The sequence below is a fragment of the Myroides sp. C15-4 genome, from assembly GCF_050522745.1.
Classification (GTDB): domain Bacteria; phylum Bacteroidota; class Bacteroidia; order Flavobacteriales; family Flavobacteriaceae; genus Flavobacterium.
This window is the reverse complement of sequence record NZ_JBMVQX010000019.1, coordinates 48230-66009: the sequence shown is the minus strand read 5'-3', so window position 1 is coordinate 66009 and position 17780 is coordinate 48230. Positions and strand designations below refer to the sequence as shown.

General features: G+C 36.2%; 12 protein-coding genes. 8 read left to right on the top strand and 4 right to left on the bottom strand.

Annotated elements, in window-relative coordinates; genetic code table 11:
* Window positions 1–784: 784 nt before the first annotated feature.
* The 5 genes from ybeY to ACPDHL_RS09895 all read left to right on the top strand — a co-directional run bounded on the left by ybeY (window position 785) and on the right by ACPDHL_RS09895 (window position 8377).
* A complete protein-coding gene (gene ybeY / locus ACPDHL_RS09915; protein ID WP_430532608.1) occupies window positions 785–1204 on the top strand; it encodes an rRNA maturation RNase YbeY in 420 nt (139 codons plus the stop codon).
* A 21-nt stretch (window positions 1205–1225) separates the two neighbouring features.
* On the top strand, window positions 1226–3103 hold the full coding sequence (mnmG, locus tag ACPDHL_RS09910) for a tRNA uridine-5-carboxymethylaminomethyl(34) synthesis enzyme MnmG (RefSeq protein WP_430532607.1): 1878 nt from the start codon (window positions 1226–1228) through the stop codon (window positions 3101–3103).
* 1197 nt (window positions 3104–4300) lie between these two features.
* Window positions 4301–5152, top strand: a complete 852-nt coding sequence (locus tag ACPDHL_RS09905; RefSeq protein WP_430532609.1) for a class I SAM-dependent methyltransferase — start codon at window positions 4301–4303, stop codon at window positions 5150–5152.
* Between the two features lie 247 nt (window positions 5153–5399).
* Window positions 5400–5996 carry an OmpH family outer membrane protein gene (locus ACPDHL_RS09900; protein ID WP_430532606.1) on the top strand — a complete coding sequence of 199 codons (597 nt, stop codon included), beginning with the start codon at window positions 5400–5402 and terminating at the stop codon, window positions 5994–5996.
* Between the two features lie 95 nt (window positions 5997–6091).
* Window positions 6092–8377, top strand: coding sequence for a helix-turn-helix domain-containing protein (locus ACPDHL_RS09895; protein WP_430532605.1), 2286 nt, complete (start codon window positions 6092–6094; stop codon window positions 8375–8377).
* Between the two features lie 5 nt (window positions 8378–8382).
* Here the strand turns inward: ACPDHL_RS09895 and ACPDHL_RS09890 are convergent, their stop codons facing one another.
* Complete coding sequence (locus tag ACPDHL_RS09890) at window positions 8383–9528, bottom strand: ATP-binding protein (RefSeq protein WP_430532604.1); 1146 nt, start codon at window positions 9526–9528, stop codon at window positions 8383–8385.
* Window positions 9529–9728: 200 nt separating this feature from the next.
* Between ACPDHL_RS09890 and ACPDHL_RS09885 the strand changes: the two genes are divergently transcribed.
* From ACPDHL_RS09885 to ACPDHL_RS09875, 3 genes are all read left to right on the top strand, one after another.
* On the top strand, window positions 9729–10919 hold the full coding sequence (locus ACPDHL_RS09885; RefSeq protein ID WP_430532603.1) for a phosphoglycerate kinase: 1191 nt from the start codon (window positions 9729–9731) through the stop codon (window positions 10917–10919).
* A 55-nt stretch (window positions 10920–10974) separates the two neighbouring features.
* Entirely contained in the window at window positions 10975–12468 is a 1494-nt protein-coding gene (locus ACPDHL_RS09880; RefSeq protein ID WP_430532602.1) for a transglycosylase SLT domain-containing protein, read from the top strand.
* A 70-nt stretch (window positions 12469–12538) separates the two neighbouring features.
* Window positions 12539–13471 carry a DUF4837 family protein gene (locus ACPDHL_RS09875; RefSeq protein ID WP_430532601.1) on the top strand — a complete coding sequence of 311 codons (933 nt, stop codon included), beginning with the start codon at window positions 12539–12541 and terminating at the stop codon, window positions 13469–13471.
* Between the two features lie 120 nt (window positions 13472–13591).
* On the opposite strand, the gene rnpA is transcribed toward ACPDHL_RS09875, so the two are convergent.
* From rnpA to ACPDHL_RS09860, 3 genes are all read right to left on the bottom strand, one after another.
* Window positions 13592–14005, bottom strand: coding sequence for a ribonuclease P protein component (gene rnpA / locus ACPDHL_RS09870; protein WP_430532600.1), 414 nt, complete (start codon window positions 14003–14005; stop codon window positions 13592–13594).
* Window positions 14006–14132: 127 nt separating this feature from the next.
* Window positions 14133–16028, bottom strand: a complete 1896-nt coding sequence (locus ACPDHL_RS09865; protein WP_430532599.1) for a M1 family metallopeptidase — start codon at window positions 16026–16028, stop codon at window positions 14133–14135.
* Window positions 16029–16111: 83 nt separating this feature from the next.
* Window positions 16112–17725 (bottom strand): S8 family peptidase, encoded by a 1614-nt coding sequence (locus ACPDHL_RS09860; protein WP_430532598.1) that lies wholly within the window; start codon window positions 17723–17725, stop codon window positions 16112–16114.
* Window positions 17726–17780 lie beyond the last annotated feature (55 nt).

The window sequence follows — 17780 nt, the reverse complement described above, 5'->3', positions numbered from 1 at the left end:
AGAGGGAGTTATTTTTCGAGTGATAGTTTTTTAAACTAGAATTTCAACGTCCTGTATTTTGCGTAAAAAATAATTGTGGCTCCAGTGTTCGAAATACAACAAATAGAGGGGGGGGGGTTTGATTGGTTTTCAAGGATTTTTTCAATGTTCTATATTTTGTTTAAAACAAAAAGTTTTTTTTTTGTTGCGAAATACACAAAATTAGGACAAGCTTTTTTTTCTATTTTTTTAGGAAAGCAGGTAGTAGATGTTGTTGTTTTTTCTTTTTACATCTTGTACTTGGCGTATTTTCATTTTTTGATTTTCTATTTAGTTATACGACAAAGACAGGTCTTAGTTTTTTGAGCTGTCAGGGTTGGCGTAAAAATTTAAAAAGTGTAGTACGTTCGATTGGGTCAAAGTAGAGCGTTTGTTTTTGTTGTTAAAATTGCTGGAAGGGTCCCTATTTTTTGCTTTTTTTCTTATCTTTGGTTCTTGTACACGCTGTATTTGTCGTATAGGATTTTTATTTTTCACTCACGACCTATACGCAAACTACGAGCGGTAGAAGTAGCCGTTTTTTTGATTTTAAAGGCTTTTTCACCTAGGTTAAACAAAAAATGAACGTGTGACAGCTAACTTTTGCGCTTTTTCTTGTGAAGTTAGTAATTGTTGGAGGTAGATTGACCTTTATTTTGATGCTTTGTGGTGTAGTATTTCGCTTTTCTATTTGTGAATCTTTTTAGATTTCAACGTATTACTGTTTTAATTTTCATCGTACCTTTGCCGAATATTTATATTTTATATGATAACTTTTAATTACGAATTGGATTTTTCACTCCAAAGCGAAACAGAATATGAGACTTGGATTTCGTCCATTATTGATTCTGAAGGTTTTTTGGTAGGGGAAATAAACTATATTTTTTGCACGGATGAGTACTTACATGAGATCAATGTAAAGTATTTAGATCACGATACATTAACGGATATAATTAGTTTTGATTATACTGAAAATCAAGTAGTTGGTGGTGATATTTTTATCAGTATTGAGCGTGTAAAAGAAAATGCTGCTGATTTTTCGGTTGATTTTCATACAGAATTGTTACGTGTTATGGCGCATGGAATTCTTCACTATTGTGGATTTAAGGATAAAAGTGAGGCTGATGAAGCATTAATGCGCAAAAAAGAGGATGAAAAGATTAAAATGTTCCACGTGGAACACTAAAATGAAAAGATTTTTACAAAAATGAGTATTTTTCAAGATAGATATGACGTAATCGTTGTTGGTGGAGGACATGCTGGTTCTGAGGCCGCGGCTGCTGCTGCTAATATGGGATCAAAAACGCTTTTGATCACCATGAGCTTACAAAATATCGCCCAGATGTCGTGTAATCCTGCTATGGGTGGGATTGCTAAAGGACAAATCGTTCGTGAAATTGATGCCTTAGGAGGGTATTCAGGAATCGTATCGGATCAAACGGCGATTCAATTTAAAATGCTAAACAAGTCCAAAGGGCCTGCAATGTGGTCTCCACGTGTTCAATCGGACCGTATGCGTTTCTCAGAAACTTGGCGATTAATGCTGGAAGGAACGCCTAATTTGGATTTTTATCAGGATATGGTGAAATCACTCTTGGTGAAAAATCATCAAATTGAAGGGGTATTAACCAGCTTGGGATTAACAATAAAAGCGAAAACGGTGATCCTAACCAATGGTACTTTCTTAAATGGTTTGATCCATATTGGAGAGAAACAGTTTGGCGGAGGTAGAGCAGGGGAGGGCGCTGCTTTCGGTATTACCGAAGATTTAGTCAAGCTTGGTTTTACTGCGGGTCGTATGAAAACTGGAACACCTCCACGTGTTGATGGACGCTCTTTAGATTATAGTAAGATGGAAGTGCAAGGAGGAGATATCAATCCAGCAAAGTTTTCGTATCTGGATGTAACCTCGCCTTTGAAGCAGCAAAGAGACTGTTTTATGACCTATACCTCGACTGAAGTACACGATCTACTTCGCGAAGGTTTTGATCGTTCTCCGATGTTTACTGGCCGTATTAAAAGTTTGGGTCCGCGTTATTGTCCTTCTATTGAAGATAAAATTAATCGCTTTGCAGATAAAGAAAGGCACCAAATTTTTGTGGAACCAGAAGGGTGGAATACCTGCGAAATTTACGTGAACGGATTCTCTACTTCTTTACCAGAAGATATTCAATTTAAAGCCTTACGTGCTGTAGCTGGATTTGAAAATGCAAAAATTTTCCGTCCAGGTTATGCGATCGAATACGACTATTTTCCACCAACACAGTTAAAGCATACGTTAGAAACAAAGTTGGTTGATGGGTTGTATTTTGCAGGTCAAATTAATGGTACAACCGGATACGAAGAAGCAGCTTCTCAAGGGCTAATGGCTGGTATAAATGCCCACTTAAAAGTGCATGAAAAAGAGCCTTTAATCTTGCGAAGAGATGAAGCTTATATCGGAGTTTTGATTGATGATTTGATTACAAAAGGAACAGAAGAGCCCTATCGTATGTTTACTTCTCGTGCTGAATATCGTACTTTATTGCGTCAAGATAATGCCGATTTTAGATTAACACCTATGGCGTATTCGATCGGATTAGCATCAGAAGAACGCATGAGACGAATGGAATATAAGCGAATTGAATCGGATAATTTTGTTCAATTTTTTAAAGAGACCAGTGTCAAAACTGAGGAAGCAAATCCAATTTTAGAGGCGAAAGGATCATCTTTAATGACACAACCCGATAAGATGTTTAAGGTATTTTCTCGCCCTCAAATTGAGTTAGAAGACATCTTAAAATTTGAAAAAGTAGGAGAGTATATTGCCGAAAATAACATCGATCAGGAGGTGATTGAACAAGCGGAAATTCAAGTTAAATATTCGGGTTATATCGAAAAGGAAAAGAATAATGCGGATAAGTTAACCCGCTTAGAGGATGTCAAAATTCCTGAAAATTTTGATTACGATAAGATTGTATCCCTCTCGTTTGAGTCACGCGAGAAGTTCAAAAAGATACGACCAATTACCATCTCACAAGCGTCGAGAATTAGTGGGGTAACCCCAACCGATATCTCGATTCTGTTGATCCACATGGGGAGATAGAAGCGAGTGCCTAATAGAAAATAAGGATTGTTCCACGTGGAACAATCCTTATTTTTTTGTTTAGTAGGTTCAAATTAAACATCGTCTTTTCAACCCCTTACAGCTTTGTTTAAAGTAAAGGATCAAGTGAAAATATGTGTATTGGGGGCTTTTTACAGCCTTTTGTAGTAAGAGATAGGTAAAGAGATCGAAGGAAAATAAAAAGGTTCCCACAGCTTGAAAGAGGGTGAGATAACCTGGAGAGAAGTAAGAAAATGTAGTTGGGTTTAGTATAAAAATAGGAGTTGAAAAAAGAGAGACGTAAGTAGAAGATGAAAAAAGAAGCAAGGGAAAAGAATGAATTTTGCCACTAACCTAAATAGCAGTTATATGATTTTTAACTTGAGTGAAAAGCGATAAATAAGAGGAGAGAAATAAAAATAAAAGGGCCTTAAAAAAGACATATACATGTGATTTTTTTAATTTTCATAGCGAATAAAAAAAGCAAAAAAAAAAGCAAAAAAAAGGAGAAAGGAATTTTTAGCTCAAAAAGAAGAGGAACTATTGGAACAGCAATTACTGAATTTTTAGCGAATAAAAAGAGCGTATTTTTTTAAAAAAATAGAGGAGAACAAAAAAGTAAAAAAGTAAAAAGTGTTTTTTTAAAATTTTAAATCAAGCGCCAAAAAAAGAAGATTTTTTATTTCCATTTTTTTGAAAAAATAAAATGAAGAAAAAAAGTTAAGCAATAATTTTTTAAAATGGAGAATCAAAAAATAAAAAGAGTTGTATGTTGATGAACCGAAATTATAGTGCGTTAAAAAAAGATTTTTTTAAAAAGAATCGAGAAGAAAAATAACAGAAGCAATGCGTAGAATATAGAGAAAAAAAGTGTGTGAACTTTAGCATTAATTTTACTCTGATTTTTTAAACTTTTTAGATCAAAAGAAGCCCTCGTTTTCTTTTTTGAGTTGAAAAAAAAAGGTGGTAAAATTGAAAAGAAGAACAAACTTTTTGCGCTAAAAAAAAAAGAAAAGAATTGACGCATAAAAAAAACAAGTGTTCAAAACAAAAAATAGCTTTCTTTTTTCAAAATATTGATTCGTGAATAAGGGTGTTTTTGTTGGAATAAATTTTAAATTTGAAAGGTGTTTTTAGGACCAATCGAAAAATAGAAACAAGCAGTGTAGATTAAAACGTATAGATCAAATGGAAGAATTGAATTTTACTAAAGATGAAAAATTTTTAACGGTACAAGATTATACGGTGTCCAAAGAAGTATTTACTTTGTTCTATAATCGCGCTTATGATTTACTGCTAACAGATCCAGTTCCGTCAATAGATACCTTAGGTAATTACTATCAAAGTGAAAATTATATTTCGCATACGGATGGTAAACGCAATTTTTTTGAGCGAATCTATCAAGGAGTAAAACGCATTGCGCTGCGCAAAAAGGTTGATTTGCTTTTCAAACAAAACAATACCGTTGGGACGCTTTTAGATATAGGATGTGGTACAGGTGATTTTTTGGTAGAAGCTAAAAAGAGTGGTTGGATAACTACGGGATTTGAGCCCAATGATAAGGCACATGCTTTAGCTAAGGAGAAGGGAATTACGATGGTCAATCAATTGAGCGAACTAAAAGCTCATTCTTTTGATGTTATTACCCTTTGGCATGTCTTGGAGCACGTTCCCAATTTAGAGGAGCAAATTATTGAATTGAGTCGTTTATTAAAACCAGAAGGAAAATTAATTGTAGCTGTACCCAATTACAAATCCTATGATGCAATCTATTACAAAGAGCATTGGGCAGCTTTTGATGTTCCGCGACACCTATGGCATTTTTCACAAACGGCTATTCAACGTATTTTTTCGCTTTTTGATTTTAAGGTTGACGAATTACATCCGATGTTGTTTGATAGTTTTTATGTCTCCCTTTTATCAGAACAATATAAAACGGGAAAGCGAAATTGGGGTAAAGCTTTATTTGTTGGTTTACGCTCCAATGTTGAAGCGCGTAATTCGATGGAATACTCGTCTTTAATCTATTGCTTGTCCAAAACGCAATAAAATTGGTTCAGCATGCAAAAAAAATGATTTTAAAGCGTTTTAAGCAATTTTCTTAATGCAATGCAGATCTTTGTATGTCGAAAAAAAGATCAGGGAGGTAAAAGAAGCTATTAAAGTTAGTTTTAATAGTTTTTATTTATCATTATAATTTTATTGATAAGTATTATTTATCGAAAGATATAAATAGAAATAATGTAGTAAACATTAAAAGTTTTTTTAATTTTACATGTTTTAAAAAAAATCAAAAATGAAAAAAGGTATTTTCGTATTAGGCTTAGCTGGATTGTTATTTTCTTGTAACAACAATACAAACTCTGCTGCAACAGAATTTAAAACTGCGTATATAGATTCTTCTAAATTAATGACAGAATATCAAGAGGTAAAAGATATTGAATCGAAATACAAAATTAAATCTGAGGAAAAAGGAAAAGAGCTAGAAGGAGAAATTGCACAATTTCAAAAAGAGGTTCAAAATTTCCAAAATAACGCAGCACAAAAAGGACAAGCTTGGGCTCAACAAAAGAGTGGGGAGTTACAACGCAAAGAGCAACAAATTCAAATGAAACAACAATCAATGTTTCAAGAATTACAAGCAGCAAGTTCAAAAGAAATGGATTCTGTTGTGAAAAAAGTAAAAACTCACATTGCTGATTATGCAAAGAAAAAGAGTTTAGACTACGTATTCAATACAGAAGAAGCTTCGACAGTTATTTACGGAAAAGAAGAGTATAATATCACAGAAGCTATCATCAAAGAATTAAATACAAAATATCAAGGTTCTTCAGCTGCTTCAACAGTAGATGATAAGAAAGTAGAAACGCCTGCAACAAAAGAAGAAAAATAAGAATATTTAATTACGTATATTATTCAAATAGTCCTAAGAATTCTTAGGGCTATTTTTATTTTTAAACCAATTTAAGTTTTATCTTACCTCAAAAAATGGAAAATTTTTCTAGCGAAGCCCAATATGTTTTACAGTTTATCAACGAGACCAAGCAGTCCATTTTTTTAACTGGAAAGGCTGGAACGGGGAAAACCACGCTGTTGAAAGAAATTGTCAATAGCACGCATAAAAACACGGTTATTGTGGCTCCAACGGGGATAGCCGCGTTGAATGCTGGAGGGGTTACCATCCATTCTTTTTTTCATTTTCCCTTGGCTGCTTTTATACCTGATGCAGTAAATCCACCTATATTTAGTGAATACGTAAAATTTGAAAATCGCGTGTCGATCAAGAAACATTTTCGCATGAATAATATGCGTCGATCGCTATTTCGAAATTTGGAATTGCTCATCGTGGATGAAGTAAGTATGTTGCGAGCAGATGTATTGGATGCTATGGATTTTATGTTGCAAACAATTCGACGCAATAGCCAACCCTTTGGAGGTGTTCAATTGCTTTTTATCGGTGATTTATTACAACTACCACCCGTAGTAAAAAATGAAGAGTTGGAGGTCTTGAGAAGGTATTATGACGGTTCGTATTTCTTTCATTCTATGGTTATTCAAACTAATCCACCCTTGTATATTGAATTGGATAAAGTGTATAGACAATCCGATGATGCCTTTATTCAGATTTTGAATAATTTGCGAAATAATACGATTACACCCATGGATTTACAAGTACTTAATCAGTACGTAAATCCTACCTTTGATCAAAATAAAGTGCAAGGGTATATTACCTTAACGACCCACAATGCCAAAGCTGATACCATTAACTCCGACTCCCTCGAAGCCTTAGAAGCAAAAGCGCATACGTATCAAGCGGAAGTAGTCAGCGATTTTCCTACAAATATTTATCCCATTGAAAATCAACTACACTTAAAAGTGGGCGCTCAGGTTATTTTTGTAAAAAATGATCTGTCTTTCGAAAAGAAATACTACAATGGCAAGATGGGGGTCATTCACAAATTAAGTGCTAGTGAGATTTTTGTGAAGTTTCCGGAAGAAAATGAAGTGATCGAAGTAGAGCGTTATGAGTGGCAAAACATTCGCTATAAAGTTAATCCCAACACAAAAGAAATAGAAGAAGAGCTGTTGGGAACCTTTACGCATTATCCCTTAAAGTTGGCTTGGGCCATTACAGTGCACAAGAGTCAAGGTTTAACTTTCGAAAAAGCCATTTTAGACGTTTCTAGGGTGTTTTTACCTGGTCAGGCCTATGTCGCCTTGTCGAGATTAAAATCGCTTCAGGGATTGGTTCTTTTATCGCCCATTCAAATGAATGGATTAAAGAACGACTACGATGTGATGCAATACGCAAAAAATAAAGCAGACAAAGAAACCTTGGCCCAAGAAGTACACAGACAAACGCTTCTTTTTTTAGAGGAAAAATTGATTGAAGCCTTTTCGTGGCAGACTTTGAGTCAAAATTGGCGCAATCATTTGTATTCTTATGGGCAAGAGCAGGATAAAAGCAAGAATAGTGATTATAAGAATTGGACAGTAAAGATTGTGCAAACCTTAGAAGAACTCGTGCTATTAGCTGCTAAATTTACCAAGCAGTTAAAGCATATTTTTTACCAACAACCCGTGGATATTCACTTTGTCAAAGAACGCGTGGATAAAGCGTATGCGTACTTTTTTCCTTCGTTGGATCACGTGGTGTTCGAGCTGTTATTTACAATGGCTCAAGTGCGTGGAAAGCGACAAATGAAAACGTTCTTCACAGAACTAGAAGAATTAGAAGATCAAACCATTAAAGCAGTTTTAGATCTGAAGAAAACCAAGCAATTGGTGGATTTAGTGATTAAAAAGGAGCGCATTACCAAAGAAAACCTTCGCAGTTTGGAGGTAGGCGAGTACCGCATCAATCACCTAACCCATATAGCCTCTTTATTGCGCACGAATCGACTGGATTTACAGGATGATTATGATTTAATAGAAGATCTTAAATCAAGGGATAAGGAGAAAAAGGAGAAAAAGAAAAGCACTTTTGTGCTTACTCATGAATTGTGGATGGAAGGCTTGCGTGTAGATGCAATTGCAGCGGAGCGCAAATTAACGCCAACGACTATTTTTTCTCATTTAGCCAAATTGATTAGCGATGGCAAAATTGAATTGCACGAGGTGCTAGATCAAGCTAAAATAAACCGTTTAAGCGAGGTATTTACGCAACATGAGGGCAAGTCTCTTTCCGACATTAAAGCGGCCTCAGCGAACGAATTTACCTGGGAGGAATTGAAATTATATCAACGTACAATAACCGATAGCGAAACAGATTAGTTTCGCTATTTTTTATGAATTAAACGCGTTAGCTTAATCGAGAGATCTGTAAAAATCATTTTGCTGTTTCCATTGCGTTCAATGTGATAAATCGCATTGGACAGCTCTTCGAATATTTCGTCAATATTAGCACCATTGACAAATGGAGCAAAGTTTTCTAGTTTAAATCGATCAACAGTCGTTTGGTAGTAAACCAAATTAGCCGATTGGTAGTTGTGCAACAAGGCTTGGCGAAACAACTCAATACAAAATTCTAAAAATTGCTTTTGTTGTTCTCGTCCTAAAGTAGCCAAATCTTCACTCCAATCTACTAAATCTTTGATCACTGTAGCATTGCCTTTTGCGCGAAAGGCTGCTCTTACCCAAGTGACAAATTTTTGTTCAAAATCCGAAGAATCTGCTGCATTGCTCTTCAATTGCAAGGCTTTGTTGTAATTGCCTTGTGCCTGACGTGCAAGTAAAGCAGCTTGTTGTTTGTCACATCCTTGATTGACTAGGGCTTGTTCGATTTCAACACTGTTTAATGCAGTAAAACGCAACAATTGACAACGCGACAGAATCGTCTGGAGGATGGAGGTTTCATTTTCGGCAATTAAAATAAAAATCGTCTTGGCAGGGGGTTCTTCTAAAATTTTTAAAATCTTATTGGACGCTTCTGTATTGAGTTTATCAGCCATCCAAATAATCATGATTTTATACCCTCCTTCATAGGATTTCAGCGCTAATTTTTTGAGGATTTCTCCTGCTTCATCCACGCCAATTTGGCCTTGCTTATTTTGTATATCTATGTGATTGTACCAATCAAATAAACTGCCATAGGGATTGTTTTTGATAAAAACTCGCCAAGCTTCAGCGAATTTATCACTGGTTGGATGTTTGGTTACTTCCGTTGTTGTGGCTACAGGATAAACAAAGTGGAGGTCGGGATGCATCAACCCATTAAATTTGATATTACAACTTTCATTTCCACCTGTGTTTTCTCCACCTGTATTGCGACAAAGAAGGTATTGCGCATAGGCAATTGCCATAGCAAGAGTTCCTGTACCCTCCTGTCCAATAAACAATTGGGCATGCGGGATTCGACCAGATGCAGCACTTTGTACTAGGTGGTTTTTGATGTGGTTTTGACCAACGATTTCTGAAAATAACATAATGCAAATATAAAGGAATTCTTTGGGTATGAGGAAGTCTTAGAAAAGAAAACTTCCCCTTATTAGGGGAGGGATGTACTTCGCATTTCGAAATGCAATTGCCAAGAGAAAATTAAGATAATAATGAAAATAAACGTACGTTGGATTTTAAAAAGATTTATATTTGCGTTAATCGGAACCTATTTTAGAAAAATACAACTATGAAAACAATTGATACTGTGAATTTTAATAATAAAAAAGTTTTAATTCGCGTTGATTTTAATGTGCCGTTGAACGATGCTTTTGAGGTGACAGACACCAATCGTATTGAAGCGGCAAAACCCACGATTGACAAAGTGATTAAGGATGGTGGAATAGCCATTTTAGTTTCTCATTTGGGACGTCCAAAAGGAGAAAAAAACCAAGCGTACTCGCTACGTCATATTGTCGAGAAAACACAAGAGGTATTAGGTACAAACGTTACATTTGTGGACGATTGTATTGGAGATACAGTTAAACAAGCGGCTGCAAACAGTAAACCTGGAGCGGTGCTTTTATTGGAAAACTTGCGTTTTTATGCAGAAGAAGAAAAAGGCGATGAGTCCTTTGCTGCTGCTTTGGCTTCGCTTGCAGATTTTTATATCAATGATGCTTTTGGAACTGCACATCGCGCCCATGCTTCAACGACAATTGTAGCAAAATTCTTTCCCAATGACAAGTGTTTCGGTTATTTGTTAGCCAAAGAAATTGAGAGTATAAACAAAGTGTTGCACAGCACAGAAAAACCGGTTACGGCCATTTTAGGTGGATCAAAAGTATCTTCTAAAATTACGATTATCGAAAATATTTTGGATAAAGTAGACCACATGATTATTGGTGGCGGTATGGCCTTTACTTTTGTTAAAGCACTTGGAGGATCTATCGGTGATTCGATTTGTGAAGATGATAAAATTGAATTGGCTTTGCGTATTTTAGAGCAAGCTAAAGCAAAAAATGTTGAGATTCACTTGCCTATTGACGTAGTGGCAGCAAATGCGTTTGCAGCAGATGCACAAACGCAAATTGTCGCTGTAAAAGCAATTCCTGCAGGATGGCAAGGACTTGATGTAGGACCTGAGACACTAGCAAGTTTGAAAAAGGTGATTTTAGATTCTAAAATTATTCTTTGGAATGGACCACTAGGGGTATTTGAAATGGAGAAATTTGCCAATGGAACCATTGAATTAGGAAACTTCATCGCAGAAGCAACGACAAAAGGAACCTTCTCTTTAGTTGGAGGAGGGGATTCTGTTGCAGCTGTGAAACAATTTGGATTAGCGCCTAAAATGAGCTATGTATCGACTGGTGGTGGGGCTATGTTAGAAATGTTAGAAGGACAAATATTGCCTGGTATCAAAGCAATACAAGAATAATAGTATAGGGTATAGATAGCTATGGTGTCTATACCCTATATCAAAATATAAAATTATGATTTATAAAGGAGTAGCGTTATCCCTTATTAGCCTATTATCTTTAAGTTTAAGTGCACAAGAACAAACAGAAGGAATAGAAGGAAGTAAGAAAGAAGTAGATCCACAGGTATATTTGGATTCGATTAAGGCAAGTTTTGTCAATCATTCTACTAGCGAACGCATTGAGAAGCTTTGGCTAGGTGAATTGATTAACCAAGATTTGTATGAAGAGATGAATGCAGATTTGACAGGCGATGATTTTTTTAATGAAGAAGAGGCGGAGTATGATGGATTAACTACGGAAATTTTGAAAGAGCGATTGGCATTGATCAATGAAAAAACGCCATTTAACGTGGAGTATAACGAGTCCTTAGAGCGACTGATTAAGTCTTTCTTGAAGAAGAGAAAAAAGTCGTTTGAACGCTTATTAGGTCTTTCAGAGTACTATTTCCCTTTGTTTGAAGAACAATTAGCAAAAAATAATATTCCGCTGGAAGTAAAGTATTTAACGATTGTTGAATCAGCATTAAATCCAAAAGCGGTGTCGCATATGGGAGCTACTGGGTTATGGCAGTTCATGTACGCAACTGGAAAACAGTATAATTTAGAAGTGTCTTCCTTTAAAGACGATCGCGTAGATCCGTTAAAAGCCTCGGAAGCGGCAGCTAAATTCTTAGGAGACCTCTATACTATTTTTGGTGATTGGGACTTGGTTTTAGCTTCGTATAACGCAGGTCCAGGTAATGTTTCTAAGGCAATTCGCCGTTCTAATGGACTAACTAATTATTGGAATATTCGTCCGAATTTACCACGCGAAACGCAAAACTATTTGCCTGCTTTTTACGCAACTATGTATATTTTTGAATACGCAAAAGAGCACGGAATCAAGGCCAATGAAAATATTCCGATGAAACTAGTTCAAACGGATACCGTGGCGGTAAAACGCATGATGAGCTTTGAACAAATATCTAAATTATTAGACGTAAGTCAAGAGGAATTAGAGTTTTTAAACCCAACCTATAAATTAAAAGTAATTCCCTATTCTTCTAGTGAATTGAATTTTGTTCGCTTGCCATTAGATCGCGCAGGTGTACTGGTTTCAAATGAAGAGAAAATATATGCCTATGTCGATTTTGAGGAAAATCGCAAAGAAAAACCGAATTATGATATTGCGATTGCGCAAACATCAGGGGTGCGCAACAAGTATCACACCATTCGAAAAGGCGAAAGCGTTGGTGTAATTGCCAAAAAGTATGGTCTTTCTGTTGTTCAATTAAAACAATTAAACAATATGAAAACGAATGTTATTTATCCAGGTAAGAAATTAATTGTTGGAAAATCTGCAGTTGCACAAGCGTCAACCAATGGATATTACGTCGTTAAAAAAGGAGATTCTCTCTATTCCATTAGCAAGAATCTACCTGGTGTAACGATTTCTAAATTGAAAGCTTTAAATAACATGAGTGATCATTCAACCTTACAACCTGGGATGAAATTGAGAATTAATTAAATCCAATCTGTTGAGATATTTTATTTTCTATATCACTTGTTTCGCATTTTGTGTGAGTTGTACTAAACCCATGCGAAATGAAGCACTACAAACATCAGCACAAGGTCAAGCTAACCAAGTATTGGTGGTTATTGATGATGATTTGTGGTTGAGTAATGTAGGAGATACTATTCGAAATTATCTGGCTGCAGCTATTGATGGGATTTTACCCGTGGAGCCCAAGTTTGATATCGATCAACAATCGCCACGTATATTCGAAAGCACAACCAAGAGTAATAAGCATATTGTGTATGTTACTGTAGGTCAGGATCACGCGAATTTCGAACTGTTGATTGACGAATATTCACAACCTCAGAATTGTTTTTTAATTCAAGGAACGGATAACAAAAGTGTAATAGACAATTTTTTAAAGCATAAGGATTCTATTATCAGTCGATTTCACCAACAAGAAATCAGTGATATGCAAAAGCGGATAAAAGAAGGTACTTTGCATGAGACGGTTTTTTTACACCAAAAATACAAGATAAACCTCGATTTACCTGCTTCGTATAAACGCGTATTGGTAGACGATAATTTTGTGTGGTACAAAAAGGAAATCGCTTCTGGGAATAGCAATATCTTGGTCTATAGTTTGCCTTTTAAGGATGTAAAGTCCTTCCAAGACCAAAGAGAATTGACGAGAGAAATTAACGTTTTGAGAGACTCTGTGGTGGAGCAATACGTTCATTCTTCCGAGCCGAATACATTTATGAATTTGATTGTCGATGCCGAACCCATACATAAAACGATGGAACTCCAAGGATTTGAAATTACTGAAATTACTGGTGTTTGGGACATGGAAAATAGCTTTATGGGCGGTCCGTATTTGACCTATATTGTAAAAAAAGAAGACCAGAAATATTATTTGGTCATTGAAGGGTTTACGTATAATCCTTCAATGAGTAAGCGCAATGTAATGCTCGAATTAGAAGCCATCATACGCACCTTACGCGTATATCAATAAAAAAAGCGTAGCAAATGATCATTTGCTACGCTTTTTTTATAAGCTATATGTAAAATAAGACGTTTTAAGCTGCTGTTCTTTAGAGAACCTCTATTTGTCTTGTTTTAGTTTAAAAATGACTTAAATCGATTGATTTTCGCTTTCTATACGGGTTTGTTGGTATTGGTGGACAAACTTTTCAAACAAACCTTTCATTTTGTGTTCTACTTCTTGATAGCTTAGGCGATCTTTGGTTTGGTAAAACAACATCATTGCAAACTTTTGATCTACCTGATCCAAGATAAGCGTTCTATTTTTTCGGTAAGTTTCACGCAGTAAACGCTTGTAATAATTGCGGTCTACTGCCTTTTTAAAATGGCGTTTAGACACGGAAACACCAGTCTGCAAGGGAGGAGCTTGTTCGTCGTTTACCTCAATATAAACCAAGCGAAGGGGGTATTTACTCACAGATTTTCCTGTTATAAATAATTCATCTATAAGCTTTTTAGCTTTTAGCTTTTCTTCTTTTGGATAAGTTTCGTCTTGTTTTGTCATAGATGATGCAAAGGTAGAAAAGGAAAACGATATCTATAAAAGAAAAGTCCTAGAAATAAACTAGGACTTTTATATTTTTTCTTGCGATTTAGGAGATGTAGTTCTAATCACCCATAATTACGCGGTTTTATTCATTGTGAAAAACGTTGTTTTCTTGGTTGACATCGGCCATAAATTGGCTAGGATCAATAAGAATCGTTTTAATGGTGTTTTTGGGTTTAGAGATGATGAACTTATATTCAGGTTGCGCCCAGCCCCATCCTTCTAAAATCGTACGTTCATATTCGATATACTGGTTGGGTTTATTCCACATCATGGCTGTATAAGGTACATAGAAGGTTTCCATTGACCCATCTTCGTAAGTAACTAAAATATCCAAAGGCATTCCTGCACGACCAATGCGCTTCAAGGTGACGAGTGACTGGTTTTTTTGAATTTCTTCGACAAATAATACCGCATAATCTACCGTATTGGTAGTCATGGTCCAATCAGTCATGTACCAATCCAAATTTGCTCCTGTTAAACGCTCTGCTGTACGTTTAAAGTCGTTAGGCGTAGGATGGGTAAATTTGTATTGGCGGTAAAATTCTTTAATCGTCTCCATCATATTATCCCACCCAATGATATAAGCCAATTGGGTTAAAAAGATGGATCCTCGGCTGTAGGCCGAAATAGAATACGCTCTATTGGTCAAATAGTGATCAGAATGCGTAGTTAAAGGCTCTTGAATGTTTCGCGCCACCATGTTGTAGTAACTTTTGTAGGTAGAAGCAAAGGGATTATCGTCTTCTAAATCATCTTTAGGCAAGATTTGCAACATAGCCAAATCAGAAATAAAAGTCGTAAAACCTTCATCCATCCATTCGTGTTTCGTTTCATTGGTTGCTAAAGCGTGTTGAAACCAGCTGTGCGCTAATTCATGTGCTGTAACACCAACTAGGCTTGGAAATTTGCGTTCACCTGTGATTAAGGTACACATGGAATACTCCATACCACCATCTCCACCCTGAATTACAGAATATTGGGAATAGGGATAGTCCCCAACATTTTTGTTGAAGAAATCCATTAATTGAGCTGTAATGGGTTGTAATTTTTTCCAGTTTTCTACAATGGCAGGGTTGTTTTTATACAAAAAATGCAACTTAACTCCATTAGGACCATCGTATATATCGTGAATGTAGTTAGGATCTGCAGCCCAAGTAAAATCTAGCACATTGGCCGCTTTGAAATGCCACGTTAGGGTTTTCCCTTTAAGAGGGCCAACTTTCACTCCTGGATCTTCATATCCATGACCAATTTCGTTATTGTTTTGTAAGATTCCTGTCCCACCAACAATATAGTCTTTGTCTAGGGTTATTTTTACGTCGTAATCACTCCAGACGCTGTGAAACTCTCTTCCTAAGTACTGTTCTGTGTGCCATCCTTCAAAGTCGTATTCCGCTAGTTTTGGAAACCATTGCGCCATGGATAAGGCAACGCCTTCTTTGCTATTGCGTCCAGCTCTGCGGATCATTTGCGGAACTTGTCCATCAAAGGTTAAATCTAATACAGTTGTTTGATTCGGTGCAAGTGGTACTTTTAACGTTACTTCCATTACTGTTCCTACCACTTGATGTTCAACAGCTAGGCCGTCTTGTGTAAGGTTTTTGATTTTGAGGAAGCCTATTTCGCTCTCTTTGAGCTTATTGATTTTACTTTCATAGATTTTACGCCCTCTAATTTCTTTGGTGTTTACCATACGAGGATCTGGATCTGGAATAGACATCAACAAGGCATCCATATCACTGTTAGGTTGGAAAGCATTGAAATACAAGTGATAAAATACCTTGCGTAAGGTATCAGGTGAATTGTTGGTATACGCTACGGCTTGTTTCCCTGTATAGGTGAATTTCTTAACGTCCATTTTGACATCCATGCTATAATCTGCATGTTGTTGCCAATACCCTGGATTAGGGTTTTGTTGTGCATTTGCCTGTTGTAAAAACGGCAAAAAACAGAAGAAAACTGCAACTAATTTTTTCATATGTTACTTTAAATTAAAACTCCACAACAAAGAAGAACTAAGTTGTGGAGTATAGGATTTTTTTCCTGATTAGAAGAAAAATATTATTTTTTTGCCTTAGCCAACTTTTCAGCTAAAAGCAAGGCATTGTATGCATTAACAAATTTTCCAGAAGTAGAAATTGAATTGAAATTACGCACTTCTTTTTTCTCCCCAACAACGACATCAATATTTACAGCTACACCAGAATCCATGATGATTTTTTTCACTTCAGCTGCTGTAAATTCAGGATAGTACGCTCTAACCAATGCAGCAACTCCAGCTACGTTTGGCGATGCCATTGACGTTCCTTGTAAGTATTCGTAAGTATTATTCGGTGTTGTTGCGTAAATTTTTACTCCAGGCGCAAATACGTCAACGTCATAGTGTCCGTAATTTGAGAAAGTCGCAACCATATTTTTTCCGAATTTAGGGTTTAACGCCCCTACAACTAAGAAGTTGCTTGCTACTTCAGGCCCCATTTTTACGTTGTCATTTGGATAGCGTTCTACTCCACCTTCGATGTTTAAATCCATAGCGTCATTTCCAGCTGCTACAACGATTAATACGTCTTTTGATTCTGCGTATTGGATTGCATCACGCACCCATTGGCTGTTTTCTTCAAAGTATTTTCCAAAACTACCATTGATTACTTTGGCTCCATTATCAGCTGCATAGCGAATTGCTAAAGCGATATCTTTATCGTACTCATCTCCATCAGGAACAGCGCGTAAAGCCATGATTTCTGCAACCTCTGATGCAACACCATCTCCACCTAGTTTATTGTGTCTCGTTTGTGCAATAATTCCCGAAACGTGTGTTCCGTGTTTAGCTTCGTCTCGATCTGGACCAATTACATCGTTATCTCCATAGATACGATCGTCGATATTCGTGTGATCATCGCCTACCAATTCACGTCCGTTGAAGTCAATGTTTAAGTGATATTTTAACTTGCTATCCCCATAGTTTTTGTATGTTTCTAACCAAGAAAGCTCACGTCCATTGTTTAAAATATTAGCGATTACTTTTTTAGAGTGTAGAATTTCTTCAGACGCATCATCGCCAATTGCGTTTAGGTCTGCCAAGGTATAGTCTTTTTTACCTAAGAAAGTGGCTAACCTTTCGTTCGCACGCATCAACATATCCGCCCTAACTTGGATTTCTTTTGCTTCTTGGATTTCTTTCGCCAATTCTTTTACTGCTCTTTGGTACTGATCAGATCCATCATTACCTCTGCGAACTACGCGAACCATTTCTACATTTTCATGTACAGATTTTCCTAAGAAGTTCCAACCGTGAATATCGTCAATATAGCCATTGTTGTCATCGTCAATATGGTTACCTGCAATTTCATTTGGATTTGTCCAAACTTGAGTTTTTAAGTCATCGTGATCAATTTCGATTCCCGAATCAATTACGCCAACAACTACCTTTTTAGGAAGTTTTTTTCCTTTTAATAGTTCTTCATAGGCACGATCAACAGACATGCCAGGCACAGTATCTCTAAGGATGTCTAAATGACTCCATCTCTTTAATTGTTCTTCTGATAAGTCACTACTTCTTGTAGGTAATTGATCTACATTTGAAATAGGCTGTTGTATAATCGCTTTTGAGCCTCCACAGCTAGCAAGAGCAAAAGCTAAGGCTGCTGATAGGTAAATTGGTTTAATCAAACGCATTGTTCTTTTTTTTAAAATTCGTTTAAGACCGATAAAAATAGTATTTAATTAGTTG